Origin of the sequence: Vibrio sp. Isolate30, from assembly GCF_022397975.1 — a bacterium.
GTDB lineage: Bacteria > Pseudomonadota > Gammaproteobacteria > Enterobacterales > Vibrionaceae > Vibrio > Vibrio fortis.
The window spans coordinates 432114-445927 of the sequence record NZ_JAKEUS010000002.1 but is presented as its reverse complement, the minus strand read 5'-3'; the positions used below and the strand labels follow the sequence as shown (position 1 = coordinate 445927).

The 13814-nt window shown below is 43.9% G+C and carries 9 protein-coding genes; 5 read left to right on the top strand and 4 right to left on the bottom strand.

Features of this window, described 5'->3' with window-relative positions; all coding sequences use genetic code 11:
• Positions 1-55: 55 nt before the first annotated feature.
• From L1D60_RS09080 to L1D60_RS09070, 3 genes are all read right to left on the bottom strand, one after another.
• Positions 56-778: a GntR family transcriptional regulator gene (locus L1D60_RS09080; protein ID WP_239840791.1), complete on the bottom strand. Its 723-nt coding sequence runs from the start codon at positions 776-778 to the stop codon at positions 56-58.
• 417 nt (positions 779-1195) lie between these two features.
• Positions 1196-4375 (bottom strand): HD domain-containing phosphohydrolase, encoded by a 3180-nt coding sequence (locus tag L1D60_RS09075; RefSeq protein WP_239840790.1) that lies wholly within the window; start codon positions 4373-4375, stop codon positions 1196-1198.
• 155 nt (positions 4376-4530) lie between these two features.
• Complete coding sequence (locus tag L1D60_RS09070; RefSeq protein ID WP_239840789.1) at positions 4531-7689, bottom strand: HD domain-containing phosphohydrolase; 3159 nt, start codon at positions 7687-7689, stop codon at positions 4531-4533.
• A gap of 515 nt (positions 7690-8204) precedes the next feature.
• Here L1D60_RS09070 and L1D60_RS09065 point away from each other — a divergent pair.
• The 5 genes from L1D60_RS09065 to L1D60_RS09045 all read left to right on the top strand — a co-directional run bounded on the left by L1D60_RS09065 (position 8205) and on the right by L1D60_RS09045 (position 12714).
• Positions 8205-9176 carry a tripartite tricarboxylate transporter substrate binding protein gene (locus L1D60_RS09065; protein ID WP_239840788.1) on the top strand — a complete coding sequence of 324 codons (972 nt, stop codon included), beginning with the start codon at positions 8205-8207 and terminating at the stop codon, positions 9174-9176.
• 190 nt (positions 9177-9366) lie between these two features.
• On the top strand, positions 9367-9867 hold the full coding sequence (locus L1D60_RS09060; RefSeq protein WP_239840787.1) for a tripartite tricarboxylate transporter TctB family protein: 501 nt from the start codon (positions 9367-9369) through the stop codon (positions 9865-9867).
• 10 nt (positions 9868-9877) lie between these two features.
• Positions 9878-11398, top strand: coding sequence for a tripartite tricarboxylate transporter permease (locus tag L1D60_RS09055; protein ID WP_239840786.1), 1521 nt, complete (start codon positions 9878-9880; stop codon positions 11396-11398).
• A gap of 162 nt (positions 11399-11560) precedes the next feature.
• Positions 11561-12319 carry a TSUP family transporter gene (locus L1D60_RS09050; protein ID WP_239840785.1) on the top strand — a complete coding sequence of 253 codons (759 nt, stop codon included), beginning with the start codon at positions 11561-11563 and terminating at the stop codon, positions 12317-12319.
• A 203-nt stretch (positions 12320-12522) separates the two neighbouring features.
• Positions 12523-12714 (top strand): hypothetical protein, encoded by a 192-nt coding sequence (locus L1D60_RS09045; RefSeq protein WP_239840784.1) that lies wholly within the window; start codon positions 12523-12525, stop codon positions 12712-12714.
• 112 nt (positions 12715-12826) lie between these two features.
• Here L1D60_RS09045 and L1D60_RS09040 read toward each other — a convergent pair whose 3' ends face one another.
• Positions 12827-13243, bottom strand: a complete 417-nt coding sequence (locus L1D60_RS09040) for a VF530 family DNA-binding protein (RefSeq protein ID WP_032549168.1) — start codon at positions 13241-13243, stop codon at positions 12827-12829.
• Between the last annotated feature and the right edge of the window lie 571 nt (positions 13244-13814).

Below are 13814 nucleotides of genomic sequence, written 5' to 3'. Positions count from 1 at the left end.
TGGTGCAGTCACCACGCTTTATGTGCTTTAAGTAAGAACTTCAGATCCACTCGATTTATTGAGCGTCCTGTTTAACTTGCAATCGCTGCTCGATAAGGCGGCGACTGCCTGATATATGTCTTCTCATCAACATTTCTGCTAACTCTTCATCTCGTTGACTAATTGCCTGCAAAATAAATTTGTGTTCGTTGAGCGCTTCAATAGGGCGTGATTGAGCGCGAGGTGATTGGTAGCGGTACATGCGAAGCAAGTGGTAAAGTTCGTCACAGAGAAGAGCCTCTAGCTTACTGTTGCGACTCGCTTTAATGATTCGATAATGGAAGTCAAAGTCACCATGTTGGTGGAAATACGAAGCGCCCTCTACCTGATCAATGTGTTTTGAGTGAGTAAGCAGTAGCCCCTCTAACCCCATCAACTCTTCGGCTGTGATGTATCGAGCTGCCAATCGTGCCGCCATTCCCTCAAGAGCTTCTCGTACCGAATACAGCTCGATCAATTTCTCTTCGCAAAGAGTAATCACGCGAGCACCAACATGAGGAATACGCTCGATCAACCCAAGCCCTTCAACTCTCATCATTGCTTCACGAAGTGGACCTCGGCTCACCTCAAATCGCTTAGCCAGCTCCGGCTCAGAGATTTTTGCGCCCGGCTCTAACTCACCACTAACAATCGCTTCAATCAGATACTCTGTCAGACTCGCCGACTTGGTATGCTCTTTGTCGCTCCCTTTCAACTTAGGGTCATCGTTAAGCAAGGTATTTACTGCTGTCGTCGCCATCTTATTGTCACCCTAATCCTGCATATTCATCTCTAATGATTGTCATAAGAATCACGCTCATTGTTAACAATCATTCAACATTAATCACAAGATAGCCTGCTAACCTGTCAACAATCAAGCACATTGTCGACAATTTAGACTAAGGTATAGTTCTGCAAAATCAGTTAACTCAATAACAAAAATCGAGAAAATTACACGTAAGGATATGATTAATAAAATAATAAAGGCGAAAATGAAGGAGTTTGGAGTAAAAAATAGAAAACTCACACTGTCGACAATAGTGGGACCACCCAAGATCTGGTCAGCAATCTGTCAACAACGAGAGGAATTCAAAAGAGAAGACTAAGAGTTATAAAAAATCGGAGATATAAAAAAGGCGCACACTTGGTACGCCTATGGCCATATTAACAGAGCGAACTAAACCGCTTTCAAGAACTCTTGTGGCTCGATGTACTTTGAAATATCAACATCATCGATCTGCTCTGGTTTTAGATACTCTTGAGCATAACGGATATGCGTACCACTGGTTAAGAACAGTCTGAATAAATCGATATCCAGGTGGTCATCGAGTGCCATTTTATGCATGATGTCGACAGCCACACTAATCGGTTTGGCTTTCTTATATGGTCGATCTGCCGCCGTTAGTGCTTCAAAGATATCCGAGATCACTAGAATACGTTCTGGAATCGACAAGTCCTCTGCTGTGAGCTTGCGTGGATACCCTGTTCCTTTTAAGGTCTCATGGTGCGTAGACGCATAGCGAGGTACACGGCTCAGCTCTTTAGGGAAAGGAAGATTTTCAAGCATCTTGATAGTGCTGATCATGTGCTCATTAATCTTAAAACGGTCTTCGGCAGTCAGTGTCCCACGCGCAATGCTCAGGTTATAAACCTCGCCTTGATTATATAGATGCTCTGGAACATCCATTTTAATACCGTGCTTCGGATCAAATTCAATTGGGCGGTCGCGCCTCACGATATGTTCTGGTTTATCCGATAGCAGTTTTTCGGTAGCCGGAAGTTGAACATTGCTTTGCTTATTTAACTCTTCAATTGGCGATAGGCCCAAATTGTCATCAAAGTGACGAGTCCATGTGATTTCGGCAATCTGCTTGATACGCTCAACCTTATCTTGACTCATAAATTCACCACCAACATTGGAGGTTGCAATGAATGCAAAGTCGTCCTGCAATCTCGCACGCGTTGCTGTATGTTGCGTTTCAATCTGCTCTTGGCTAAGTTCCCCTTCTAACTGCTGAGTCAAAGCAACAATCTGCGCATCACGCCACAACACTTCAAAACGGGTTCGAATCTCGTGAATACGGTTGTAGTTAGCTTCTAGCTTAGAGCCTTTGTCGACAATATGCTCCGGTGTCGTGATCTTGCCGCAATCATGCAACCACGCCGCAATTCTGAACTCTCGCCTCTCATCAGCATTCTTAAACTTGAACGACTTAAACTGGCCAGTTTCACACTTTTCAGCGGCTTCAGCTAACATCAAACCCAACTCGGGTACGCGGTTACAATGCCCTGCTGTATAGGCAGATTTATCATCGATCGCCTGTGCAATGAGCTTAATGAAGGCTTCGACAAACGCCTCTTGAGCCTCTTCATGACGTTTTATCTCTTTCGACATGTCCACAATCGCGGTCGACAACTCATAGATCTCTGCGATACGAGTATTTAAGGGCCTAACTTCGTCGTACTGACGATCTTTGATTAAGTCGGTTTGCGCGATCAATGTCGTTATCGGGTTTACGATTGGTGAGCCAAAACGCCATGCCAATGGCAGCAAACCCAACAAAAACACACCTGTTATTAAGACTGATTTTGTAACTTTATCCATTACCTGCGCAAGTACCACGCTTTCTGGAACAAGCACCGCAAAGTATTCATCTCCCTGCTCTCGAGTTGGCGTGATGTAAATGTACTTATCAATACCCGACACGTTGCGCTTTACCAATTGCCCATGCAGAGCTTCAGTATGAGCAAACTCATACAACTCCAAATACGGAACTCTGCGCATGTCTTGTTTGGCGGTTTTCTTATTCGGATTAAGCCATTTATCTTCTAGGTAAGCGCGCTGCTCTGCACTGATATTCGCAATAGCAAGATTAATGATTTCAACCACGTCCTGATCGCCTTTCTGCATCAAGATATGATAGTTAGAGGGGAAATGCTCCACCAGCTCCTCAATGTTTTCATTGAGCTGCATACCAACCAAGAAGTATTGCTGAATCGCGGATTTAAGAATCGCAGAGCTATCTAAGAATCCATCAACCGTTCCGGCATTCAGTGCATTCACACTGTCATTGATGTTTGAGAACTCAACCAACTCTATTTGTGGGTACTTAGAGCGAAATTCAGGAATAATTGACCAACCCGATAGAATCGCCAATCGCTTGCCATCAAGCTCTTTGAGCGATTCAATTTTGCCAAACCGTTTACTCGTCACGATCGCAAAAGGCAGTTGATAGATTGGGTCGCTGAACGCTCCAGTCGCATAACCTTGGTTATTGTTTTGCAACGAGTGAAGTACATCGAGTGAGCCATCTGTGTATTGCTGCAACAGTTCATTCCAAGTAAAGCCATTGATAAACTCAAACTTCAGCCCAGTTGATCGTGATAACTCTTTTAATAGATCGATCGCATAGCCTCTTGGCTCTCCCGAGATAGCATAATCCATCGGCCCCCAAGCTGTTTGGTTAGATACTTTAAGTGACCTTGTCTGTTCGATAAGCTCTTGCTGAGATTGAGTAAGCTCTAGAGGCATCGCTTTAGGCATATCATCTGAAAAGTCAGGCGCAAGATTCGTCGCAGTAACTTCGCCATTTCGACGAAATACAAATGCTTCTACACCCGTACTGGCACCTGAATTAGCCAAAATGCCTTTCATCTTATCCGACAAAGATGAAAGGAGGACATCGACACCTAATACTAATTGATGCTTTGGTAGCTCCACAGAAAAGGTTTGCCCGGTGATCTTCAGGTGTTGAAAAAGATATGGCTCGGTTTTACTCACTCGCTCAGTGGCACTTTCATACCAAGGGCGTTGAGTTGGGAAGTAATTACTGTTTTCTGAGATTTGATGACGAATATTGAAGTTCTCATCGAGGAAATGAGTCTGTTTCAGTCGCTGCTCTCCTTGGTCAAAAATACGAATCAACACCCAACGGTCCTGAGGTGCTGCGTTGATTTTTTCGCGAACAATAGGAGAAGACTCAAGGTTAATCAGTTGAAAAAAATTGTCGTCCGGTTGCCCCAAGTAAACACTGTAGATCTGTGCATTATTTGACAGGACATCAGCGAATATCTTCTTTAGTGTCTCTTGATCAAGCTGATCATCAGTTGCTCTTAGAATCGAAGCCAACAGCCCTGTGGTGTAGCTACTCTCGCCATCCGAACTTTTTACGTAGTCGCTGATGTTATTGGCAATAATCGAATACTTGGTGAGTGTATTCTCAGTTGCCAGCTTATTGTTGAAGTAGTACTGCAAAGAGATCGCTAATATTGCAGTGATGATTGTGGCCACGATAAACATGCCACTCACCGTAAACCGAATAGAGAACTTCTTCTCCGTTCCGTAGACCTTATCCATATAGTCTGACATCCGTGTTAATGATTATTATAAAAAAATCCGCACCAGCAGAATTTCATACGATATATTTCTATAAGCTCAATTACAATCCTTTAATTGAGCTCTTTCACAATAACAGTCACGTCTTAATTAGCGCCGCATAAACCCTCTACTTGTCAATTCATATATTGTTCGATATCTACACTGTCTATTTGTTCAGGCTTTAAATACGTCTTCGCATACTTAAGGTGCGTACCGCTCGTCAAAAACAGTCGGAATAACTCCAAGTCAATATGCTCGTCCAACGCCATTTTGTGCATGATATTGACCGCAACACTGATAGGCTTGGCCTTACGATAAGGGCGATCAGAAGCGGTAAGTGCCTCGAAGATGTCCGAAATCACAAGCACACGCTCTGGAATCGAGAGATCCTCTGCCGATAACTGTCTTGGATACCCCGTCCCTTTTAACGTTTCATGGTGAGTCGATGCATAACGCGGAACTCGACTTAACTCTTTCGGGAAGGGTAAGTTTTCCAGCATTTTGATGGTGCTGATCATATGCTCATTAATCTTAAAGCGATCTTCTGTCGTCAATGTGCCTCTAGCAATCGACAAGTTATAGACTTCTCCAAGATTATATTGATGTTCCGGAATCGCCATTCGAATACCTAGTTTAGGATCATATTCCGTAGTTCGCTCCCTCGGAATGATATGTTCCAGCTTGTCGGACAACAGTTTTTCCTCAGCAGGAAGCGCACTCGCCTCTCCTTTTCGAGCCAATTCCTCGACTGGAGAAAGCCCCAAGCGATCATCAAAATGGCGATACCAGACTTTCTTCGCGATCTGGCGAATACGAGCGATTTTATCGTCACTCATAAATTCCCCACCCACATTAGATGTAGCAATGAACTCATAGTCTTCAATCAGTGTTTGGTGAAGTTCTGCTAACTCTTTGTCGCTCTCTTGCTTGGTTTGTTGCTGTGACAGCTGCTTCTCTAATGCTTGAATCTCTGCATCTCTCCACAAAACTTCAAAGCGCATTCTAATTTCATGAATACGATTATAGTTGGCTTCTAACTTCGTGCCTTTATCGACGACATGCTCCGGCGTGGTGATCTTGCCGCAATCATGTAACCAAGCAGCGATTCTAAACTCACGTCTTTCATCGTTATTGGCAAACTTGAAATCTTTAAATAGCGGCTCATTCGAGGCTTCGACGGCTTCAGCTAGCATCATTCCAAGTTCCAGCACGCGATTACAGTGGCCAGCGGTGTATGGTGATTTGTCATCGATGGCTTGTGCGATTAGCTTAATGAACGCCTCAACAAATTCCTCTTGGGTTTGCTCATGATTCTTAAGCTCTTTGGACATATCTTTTACAGCGATAGAGAGGTCCCAAATTTCTTTAATACGAGTTTCGACCATCTCTACGCCATCGTAATTGCGTTGTTTTATCTTGAGCGTCTCTTCTTGCAATTTGCGTATTGGACGAACAATCGGCGCACCAAAAATCCATGCTACTGGCAAGGTTAACATCATGAGCAATACCGTAATGCCTATCGAGGTCGCGACACGTTTATGTACAGTTTGATAGATTTCTTGTTCCGGTATCACCACTGCGAAATATTCAGAATAGTGCTCCCCTGTTTCGATCTTACGTAAGTAAAGGTGACGACGCTCTCCATTTAGCTGAATCGGCTTCATTTCACCTTCTAATGTTGCCGAAGGTATCAATTCATAAAGCTCCGTGTAAGGCACTGTTGTATCACTACTAATAGATTCATGATGAAACCACTTCGCTTCCAATGCCGCTTTCTGTTGTGGTGTAATACTACGTAATGCCAAATTGATGATTGGCATCAGAGCTTGGTGTTCATCCCTTAGTACCAGATAGAAATCAGTGGCGTAGTCCCTTTGAAGATCCGTCAGCTCCGCACTGTTACGCAACCCAGAATGAAAAAAGCGTTCAAGAGCGAAATCCAAGACTGGCTTAACATCTAGAACCGCGTCACACGTCTTGCTCTCTAGACAATCAAATGCCGATTTAAGACTCGGGAAAGTGGTCAACTCGATATCGGGATACTGCTGCTTGAGCTTCTCAGTGATTGACCAACCAGCCAAAATCGCGACTTTCTTACCTGTAAGAGCTTGATAAGTAGTTACGCTTGCGTGTTGTTCTCGTGTTACCACTGAAAACGGTAATTGATACAAGGGTTCGCTGTAATGCCCAGCAACACGATTTGATTCATTCTTTAATATCGAATGTATTGCATCTAACTCGCCAACACGAAACTTGTCAGTCAACTCTTGCCAAGAAAACCCATTAACGTATTTGAACTCGATACCCGTCTGATGGCTAATTAACTTGAGCATATCAATAGCATAACCATTGGGTTGCCCAGACACCGAGAAGTCCATTGGTCCCCAATCATTCTGGTTAGATATTTTGATTGGTCCGATTTCGTTGATTAAAGCTTGCTGGCCAGCAGTGAGATCAAGTGGCTTAATCTCAAAAGCCGATGAGCTTGGATCTCGCTGGCGGTTAGTCGCAATAATATTGCCTGAGGTTGAATACAGGAAAGACTCAACTTGGCTGTCTTCTTCTAACCCAAGTGCGGTCGCAGAGAGTTTGTTCGCTAATGAAGACAATACGATGTCGATGCCAATTACATGCTGGCTGCTCTTATCGTCCTTGGATTGAAATGCCAGTGAATAAGTCTGCCCGGTGATTTGTAGGTGCTGGAACAAGTAGGGTTGTGTCTTCCCTACTACATCGCTAGAAGCGGAGATATACCAAGGACGAGTCGTCGGAAAATAGTTGCTCGACTCGGTCACCACGTCGCGCAGGTTGAACAACTCGTCATAATAGCTTGTGTAGCGAATTCGCCCATCAGAGGTATTTTCAATCTCAATCACTACCCATCGGTCAGTATCAGAAGCGTCGATCTTGTCGCGGACAATAGGTGAAGAGTCAAGGTTGATGATTTGGAAGAAGTTGTCGTTAGAGGAACCAATATAGATGCTGTAAAAAAGAGGATTGTCTTTGATCGCTTCAGACAGAATATTTCGAGCTTCCTGCTTCGATATCTGACTACTGATAGAACGATTAACAGAAGATAAGAGTTGTGCTGTATTAATCGCATCAGAGTCGATTGCTTCAACATAATCGCTTAACTCTTGCGATACCATCGTCAATTTCGACAAGGTATGTTCCGTTGCCATTGTCTTACTAAAATAATATTGAAGTGAGACTGCGACGGTCGCCGTTAAAATAGTTGCAAGTAAAAACATTCCACCCACGGTTACCCGCAACGAAATTTTTGCATCTTTCATTTTCTTCTGTCCTTGAACAATTTCTCTTATATCCTTAAGAGTTCTCGGGGAATCATCGAAGAATTCCACCAATTTATCTAAGCCTTGTTATCACATTATGTTAATGACTACGCTCAATATCAATACAATATTCTATATATTTGGATTTTGTACGTGATAACTCTCATCTTTTTTCCGTGAAAGCCTACTTAAACAGCACTCCTTTCACTTAATAAGTAATTTCTCTTTTTTATCTTAGGGTTATCTTATAAAGCCATAGCCACAACCAGCTTATTTTATACATATTTTCAAGCAAAAAAGGGGCTTAATCATTCGATTTGCGATCCGTGAACTTTATGAACTTTATTAATTCAATGCTCTTTATCCTCAATATCACCACATTAAAGACAATTCATTAACACAACATTAACCTTTGAACATCGACTGACTATTTGAACTTCACTCAATAGCCAGTAGCTCATACACCAATAAGTTTCTCGCTTAACTAAGAGAACACGACATAAGGAACGTGAAAAATGTTCAAGGCAATGAAACCCTCTATCGCAGCGACTGTGATCGCCGCTACCTTCTCATTTAACACTTTTGCGGCTGACGTAGAGAAAATCCACTTCTTAATCCCTGGTGGTGCAGGCGGCGGCTGGGATATGACGGCACGTGGTACTGGTGACGTACTGGTAAAATCTGACATTGTAGAAAATGTCTCTTTCCAAAACTTGTCTGGCGGTGGCGGCGGTAAAGCTATTGCACACCTTATCGAAACCGCTAAGCGTCAAGAAGATACGTTGATGGTCAACTCAACGCCAATTGTTGTACGTTCACTGACAGGGATTTTCCCTCAATCTTTCCGCGATCTAACGCCAGTAGCCGCAACAATTGCGGACTACGGTGCAATCGTGACTTCTGCCGACTCTAAGTACGACACATGGGAAGATGTGGTTAAAGAGTTCGAATCGAACCCTCGTAAAGTGAAAATTGCTGGTGGTTCAGCACGTGGCAGTATGGACCACCTTGTTGTTGCAGCCGCGTTCAAAGGCGAAGGTTTTGACGCTAAGAAGGTTCGTTATATTGCCTACGATGCGGGTGGTAAAGCAATGGCTGCACTGCTATCAGGTGAGACTCAACTGCTTTCAACTGGCCTTGGTGAAGTGCTGGAGATGTCCAAATCTGGTCAAGTAAAAGTACTGGCTGTGACCGCGCCTAAACGCCTAGACGCAGCGCCAAACATCCCAACTCTAACTGAGTACGGTAATAAGACTGTCTTTGCTAACTGGCGTGGCTTCTTTGCTGCTCCGGGCACAAGCCAAGCGAAAATTGATGAGTGGAACCAAGCACTTACTAAAATGTATACCACAGATGAGTGGCAAGTGGTTCGCGACCGCAACGGTTGGATTGACAACTACAAAGCAGACAAAGACTTCTACTCCTTCCTAGAGGATCAAGAAAAGCAGATGGGCGACCTAATGCGCGAGCTTGGCTTCCTTAAGTAATCAAACTATTCAGGGGGAATCGACAGCTCCCCCTTCCTTATTCTCTGTTTTGCCATGCATGAGTTCACTCAATCTCCTTTGTAATTTGTGGGCAGTTGAGCACTACTCTCTTCCTACATTCCGTTAGTGATCCTAGACATTCTTCATTAACCCGCTCATGCATGGCTTTTTTATTTTTATGGAGTTGGATATGTCGGAACATTCGAACACGTTCTTATCCAAAGAGAACCTACTGACTCGCGACCGCATCGGCGCCTTAGTATTTCTATTGGTTTGCCTTTGCTATGGCTATCAAACCACCCTTATTCCTCTGTTTCCCGGTGACGAGTACGAACCTTTCACAGCGCGAACCTTACCCACCCTATTGACCTTTGCAGGTATAGGGTTGGCATTGATCTTATTGGTAACCGGAAAACAACAACCGAAAAAATCATGCGATACAAAACCGCTTAACTGGAAGCTGCTAATCGGTTTCTTGGTTCTAATGGCACTGTATGGTGTTGGCCTGACCTATTTAGGCTTCGTATTAGCGACGGGGTTCTTCTTATTAGCAGGCTTCTATCTACTGGGCGAGCGCAGGAAACCGATCTTAATTGGCGCATCATTTCCGTTCGTCATCGTTTTTTATCTTCTATTAACTCAGGGGTTAGATATCTATCTAGAGCCTGGACTTATCTACACACTTTGGTAGGAACCGCATTATGTTAGATGGAATTTTACAAGGGCTCTCGACCGCAGTGATGCCGATGAACATCATGATGGTGATCGTGGGCTGTTTCGTTGGTACCTTTATCGGCATGCTACCGGGCTTAGGACCTATCTCTGCAATCGCGCTAATGATCCCAATCACATACGGTTTAGAGCCGTCTTCAGGTCTAATCCTGATGGCTGGTGTTTACTATGGCGCGGTATTTGGCGGCTCCACTTCGTCGATTCTCATCAATGCTCCGGGTTGTTCATCAACCGTAGTAACGGCGTTTGATGGCTACCCAATGGCACAAAAAGGCCAAGCAGGTAAAGCACTTGCACTGGCGGCGTACTCCTCATTTACTGGTGGTACGCTATCAGCAATCATGCTTCTTATCGCAGCACCAGCGCTGGCAAGTGTATCTTTGAGTTTCCAATCGTCAGACTACTTTGCCTTGATGCTCTTAGGCCTTTCTGCTGTAGCCGCTTTTGCTGGACCGGGACAAGTGATCAAAGCATGGATGATGACCATTCTAGGTTTAATGCTTTCGACGGTAGGTATCGATAAAGGTGTCGGTGTTGAACGATTCACTTTCGGCTTAACGGATTTAATGGACGGCTTTAGCTTCCTGCTACTCGCGATGGCGACATTCGCGCTTGGTGAGACACTGATGGGCGTGCTCAAGCCTCAGAAAGACACCAGTGAAGAAGAAAGCCGCAAGATGTCAGACATCGGCAGCATGAAAGTGACCAAAGAAGAGGTCAAAGATGTAGCTCCTGTGTCGATTCGTTCTTCTATTCTTGGTTTCTTTACTGGCGTACTACCGGGCGCTGGTGCAACTATCGCAGCCTTCCTAAGCTATGGCATGGAACGTAGTCTGGCACCAAAAGAGAAACAGAAAGAGTTTGGTAAAGGCAGTATCCGTGGCCTTGTTGCGCCAGAGTCTGCAAACAACGCAGCTTCTAGTGGTTCTTTTGTTCCTCTATTAACACTTGGTATTCCAGGCTCAGGTACTACGGCGATTATGCTTGGTGCTCTGATTGCTTACGGTATTCAACCAGGCCCTCGCTTGTTCGTTGAGCACCCAGATGTATTTTGGTCAGTTATTATCTCTATGTACTTCGGTAACATCGTTCTAGTGATTTTAAACCTACCGCTGATCCCTTATATCTCTAAGCTACTTGCTGTACCAAGAACCGTGTTACTACCGATGATTCTGTTCTTCTCAATTACTGGCGTTTACTTGGTATCGTTTAACACTATGGATGTCTTTGTCATGTTGCTTGTAGCAATGGCAGCAATAGGATTGAGATTGGCCGACTTCCCATTAGCACCGCTATTGTTGGGCTTCATCCTAGGCGGTTTGATGGAAGAGAACTTAAGACGTGCACTCATGATCAGTGATGGCGAATTGAGTTTCCTTTGGGAACGTCCGATTACCATGACCTTTACCATCCTTGCGGTGTTAGTTCTATTCAGCCCTCTATTCATGAAGCTGTTCAAGAGCCTTAAAGGAAAGCCTGTAGAGGCATAATCCAACCACACATTACCAAGGGAGCCATCGGCTCCCTTTCTTATTGTTGGAAAAGCATCTGCTGCAACAAATCACAAACTTGTTCATAACATTCTGATAAGGCTGGTTTTAGATTCAAAATGAAGTAAGTTAGTTATTCGTCTCTCAATTAGGAACTGTGCCATGGAATGGCTGATACTCTTTCTAGCAGGTGTACTTGGCGGCATATTAAACTCCATTGCCGGAGGAGGCAGCTTTGTTACATTCCCTGCCCTACTTTTTGTCGGTGTACCACCAGTCGCCGCTAATGCAACCAATACCTTTGCCTCTTGTGCAGGTTACATCAGCGGTGCTTATGCCCTAAAACAAGAAATTATTTCAGGCACAAAGCAGCTCAAACTAACGTTGGTTTTGAGTGTCTTGGGGGGGGCAATCGGCGCCTTCCTGCTTCTACACACACCTGAAGCACTGTTTACTCAATCCGTTCCTTGGTTGCTGCTGTTCGCGGCATTGCTTTTTACCTTTGGCGGTCAAATCAACGGTTTCATTAAGAAAGCCGCATCGAAGCACAAACACGCAGGCAAGGCTGGCGCTTTTTTCTCAGCCTTATTACTCCTCTTGGTATGTATCTACGGTGGGTATTTCAATGCAGGCCTCGGTATCGTGACACTGAGCTACCTTGCGTTGGCAGGCTATACCAACATCAATGTCATGAACGGTATTAAGTTGTTGGTCTCTGCTAGCGCCTCAATGGCTGCAATCGTGCTGTTTATTGTAGATGGTTCAATTGATTGGAGTTCAGGGCTAGCGGTTTTGTTAGGGACATTGGTTGGCGGTTACTACTCGGCTCAGATTTCACGTAATATCCCACAAAACTACGTCCGAAATAGCGTTATCGTTGCAAGCTTTTTAATCACCGCTTACTTTTTCTACGCCAACTGATCATTATTAAAACTCGCCCTATATAGCCATTAGCGATAACAACTCTTTGGGTAATGAAGCGCTAATTTCATTCACTCAAATAGCACACACTAAATTTGTGAAGGCAGCCTGATAATCATCTTGTTTGATATTAATTTAGATTAATTTTCACCCAAGGGTGAGATACTTGCTGCGTAAAAGAAGCAAGCATATTAGGGGGCATTATGAACATCAAACTCGGTCATGTTATGTCATCAAGCAGACTGATCTGCTTCATTGCGTTCTTAGCAGCAACCTTTGCGTGGATACTAAAAATGCCCGCTCTGTTTTCCGTTTCTGCTCTGTTTCTCGTCTTCAGCGCTGCAATCTACGTAGGCGATTTCATTAAGAGTCAAAAGAAAAACCGCGAGGCCTAAAAACTTTAAGGTCAACACCGCTGTCGATGGATTTACTCTACTTCAAAAGTTGATAGCAAAAGAAAAAGGAGCGTGATGCTCCTTTTGTATCTTGTTAAATCTACACCTGCGCTTAGCGGCGGAAGTTACGTCCTTTACCACCCGAGCGACGCGCTTTAAAAGAAGACGCGGCCTTAGCTTGAGAAGCAAGAATAGATTCGACCGTCAGCTCCATCGGTTCTTTTGGTTCAAGCCCATGGCGGAACGTACGTGAACGTGGTGGCATTTGATATTCGAGGTCAGATGCTTTCGGCATACGCTTAAAGCGATACAAGTAAAAGTTTTCAACCTTCTCACGTGCCCACTGTGTTTTCTTTAAGTACTTCACGGCGCTCGCTACAGAAGGCTTAGTATTGAAGCAGTTCATACGCATCGCTGCATCAAGGATTTCCCAACCGTAATGATCCACCAGCTCAGTGATCATGGTTTCTAACTTTAAGCCATGCAGCGGGTTGTTTTTCTGCAGCTCAATTCTTTCTTCATCTGTCATCGTAATACCTTAAACAGAGCAAGCACTCTGCGTTAGTTCACCATCATCAATAACGGTTTTACTTAGGTTTGCTTCCTGCACGCCTGTTAATGAGAGTAATGATGGCACAAAGCCTGCCACTCTCCTAGTTATCATCTGTCTATATTGATAAATTGAGTTTGATCGCACGAGTTCTAGCCACTCTCAACATCAACTACTCGATCTCTACATTAAATGGCGTCATTTTCGCTACCCAATATTTAACAAATCTCATCTTGATCCGCTGCTTTATTCGCTTACTCGTTAGAAAATTGAGGCTCTAAGCTGTTGATAAGTCCCATAGTTACAATCCCACCTTTCTGGAATCAATATCTCTGTAAATACCTCAAATGGATGAGAAATCTAGATCGAGATAACAAAAAAGCCAACCGAGTTAACAAAATGGATGACTCTTAAATGTAATAACCACATTTTTAGTGATGCAATTAGAATTTATAGGATGACATGATTACAATTCGTTAACAGGACTGCTATGTTCGTGTTCTTAAATATGAGAAATCAATAAGTCAAAGAAAAACAATTATATAACTAT